Genomic DNA, 2785 nt, shown 5'->3' with positions numbered 1-2785 from the left:
GTGTACCGGCTGCCGATCTTCCGTGACAAGACTGCTCCGAATCCTCCGACAGGGGGCACGTTGGCGACAAAGCTACGCGGCTACTGGCGCGTTGGGGGCACCAGACAGCGCCAACTGTCACTTCTGAGCGGAAAACACCCCTTGGATGTCGACAAATCACCTGACTCGGCGCATCGGCCGGGGTGTTGAGGGAGTGCCGAAGGGTTCGGCGGATTCAGCCGTGTGTCCCGTGCGTCAGCTCGGGCCGCCGAGAGCGGAGATCCAGTCCTTGACCTCGGTGACCCAGGTCGAGACCGCGTCCCAGTAGCTCTGGCCCTGGGCGACCCAGTCCTTGAGCGGGGTCAGCTCCCAGATCAGCCAGGAACCCACGACCAGGATCAGGATCACGAACAGGCAGCCCTTGAGGCAGCCGAGCCCGGGGATCTTCATCTTGTTGGGGTTGGACCCGCGCTGCCGGGGCTCGCGCCGCGGCTCCGGCTGCTGCGGCGGCGCATAGCGCTGCGGCTGCGGCTCCTGGGGACGCTGCGGTGCCGGGGCGTACTGCTGCGGCTGCTGCTGTTGCTGGCGGCGCTGCTGACGGCGCGACGGCGGCTGCTGCGGGGGCTGCTGCGGCTGCTGGTACCCCTGTTGCTGATACTGCTGCTGTTGCTGCTGGTACTGCCCCGGCGGCGGTCCGGGGCGGTGGGGGCGGCGGCGCAGCGGGTCCTCGCTCGGGTCCAGGTACTGGACCTGCGTCTGCTCGTTGCGGTCGCGGGCCGCGCGCATCTGGTTCTGCCAGGGGTGCTGATCGTCCTGGCCGGGCGCGCCACCGGGCGGCACCGGGGGCATGGCCCGGGTGGGGTCGGCGCCGGGGGCGCCCGGGCCGTTCGTGGGCATCGCCTGGGTGGGGTCGGCGCCCGGGCCCGTGGTGGGGAGCACGTTGGTGGCCGCGGCCGGGTCGTACTGATTGCCCGGCGCGTTCGGCGCGTTCGTCGGCAGCACCTGGGTCGCCTGCCCCGGGTCCGCCGGAGCGGTGTCCGGGACCGGGGCCGGCGCCGGGTCCGGCGCGAGCAGCGCGGCGACGCCGAGCGCGGCCTCCGCCTGCGCGGCCGAGGCGTGCACACCGATACCGGCGGCGACCACGCGCAGGCCGCGGGCCAGGTTCTCGGCGCTCGGACGTTCGTCCGGGTTCTTGCGCAGGCAGCGCTCTATGACCGTCCACAGCGGCTCGGGCACGGTCGTGGGGCGGCGCGGCTCCTCGCTGAGGTGCCGGTGCAGCACCTCCAGCGCGGTGTTGCCCGCGAACGGCGGACGGCCGGTGACCAGTTCGTACAGCATGATGCCCGCGCCGTAGATGTCCACCGCGGACGTCTGCGGACGGCCCTCGGCGGACTCCGGCGCCACATAGGCGGGGGTGCCGACGAACTCCTGGGTCCGCGTCAGACCGGGCGAGTCGGCGAGCCGCGCGATGCCGAAGTCGGTCAGCATCGGGTGCATCTCCTCGCCCTCGCCGGTGCCCGCGAGGAGCACGTTGGCGGGCTTGAGGTCGCGGTGCACGATGCCGTCCGCGTGGCTGGCGGCGAGCGCGTCGGCGGTCTGCGCCATGAGGAGGGACGCGGCGACGGGCGTGAACGGGCCGTTCGCGCGCAGATAGTTGTGGAGATCCGGACCGTCGATCAGGTCCATGACGAGGGCGAGCAGATCGCCCTCGACGACGAGATCGCGGGTGCGGACGATGTTGGGGTGGGTGAGGCGGAGCAGTACGGAACGCTCGCGGAGGAAGCGCATGACGATGTCCGCGTCGTTCGCCAGCTCCTCCTTGAGGACCTTGATCGCGACCGTCTCACCGGGCTGCCCGGCCACGGCCGCCTCGGCGCCCGCCGTCTCCCGCTGGCTGGCCCGCCAGACGGTGCCCGTGGCTCCGCGTCCGAGCGGCTCCTCGAGCAGGTACTTGCTGCCTACCGGCCGCACGTCATGCGCTCCCTGGTCGTGGTCATATCGCTTGCATCGCTTGCTGCATCGCTTGTACTGCCTGCCGTACTCGTCCGCCCACTGTAATGGGGACGGACAAGGCGCCGTGCCGATCACTGCTGATCACCGCCCGCGCGGGGCGCGGCGGCTCCGCCGGGTCCCGGGGAAAGACGCGTGATCCGGGGAGTCGGTTGCCCACTCCCGTCCTCTTAACACAGCGGACCGACCCTCACTCACGCAGCGGATCCGGTCGCAATCAGCCAGTTTCGGCCGACTAGCCGACCAATCAAGATCATGTCGCGCCGGGCGGCAGGCGAAGTGTCAGCGGCAGGTGCGAGGATGCACGCAGCACGGAAGCGCCGAGCGGCGGGGGGCTCACGCTCCGTGACCCGTACGACCCCGTACGGACCTGTACGTGCCGAAGCGCCTGGGGGCGAGACGGTGGGGTTGGCACCCCCGCCCGGCCCCCCGGACAGAAGGGACCGTTGACGGCGATGCAGATTCGGCTGACCGTCCTCGGGCCGCGCAGCGCCCACCCGGGCCGCCCCGGCCATCCTGCGCCCGCGCCGCCGCCGCACGCCCTCGCGGGCGCGGTGGACGTGCTCGTGACCGCTCCCGTCGGCACCGCCCTCGCCTCCGTGACGAGCGGCCTGGCCGCCGCCGTCGCCGCGGCCGGGCACGACGCCGGGGGCGGCTCCGGTGCGGTCGTGGTGTACGCGGGCTCGGAGCGGCTCGACCCACAGCGCTGCGCGCTCGGCGAACCGCCGCTGGTCGACGGCGCGGTGCTCTCCCTCCACGCAACCGGCCGACCCCGACCACTACCCCGGCTACCCGG

General features: G+C 72.7%; 2 protein-coding genes. One reads left to right on the top strand and one right to left on the bottom strand.

Annotation, left to right across the window (positions count from 1 at the left end; genetic code table 11):
• Window positions 1-234 precede the first annotated feature (234 nt).
• Window positions 235-1950, bottom strand: coding sequence for a serine/threonine-protein kinase (locus SSOG_RS27065; protein WP_009717446.1), 1716 nt, complete (start codon window positions 1948-1950; stop codon window positions 235-237).
• Window positions 1951-2444: 494 nt separating this feature from the next.
• Here SSOG_RS27065 and SSOG_RS53965 point away from each other — a divergent pair.
• On the top strand, window positions 2445-2785 hold a 341-nt coding region (locus SSOG_RS53965), incomplete at its 3' end, for a hypothetical protein (protein ID WP_039938802.1).

This window comes from Streptomyces himastatinicus ATCC 53653, from assembly GCF_000158915.1.
Taxonomy (GTDB): domain Bacteria; phylum Actinomycetota; class Actinomycetes; order Streptomycetales; family Streptomycetaceae; genus Streptomyces; species Streptomyces himastatinicus.
Note: the sequence above shows the minus strand (reverse complement) of the source record. Positions and strands in the feature narration are given on the sequence as shown.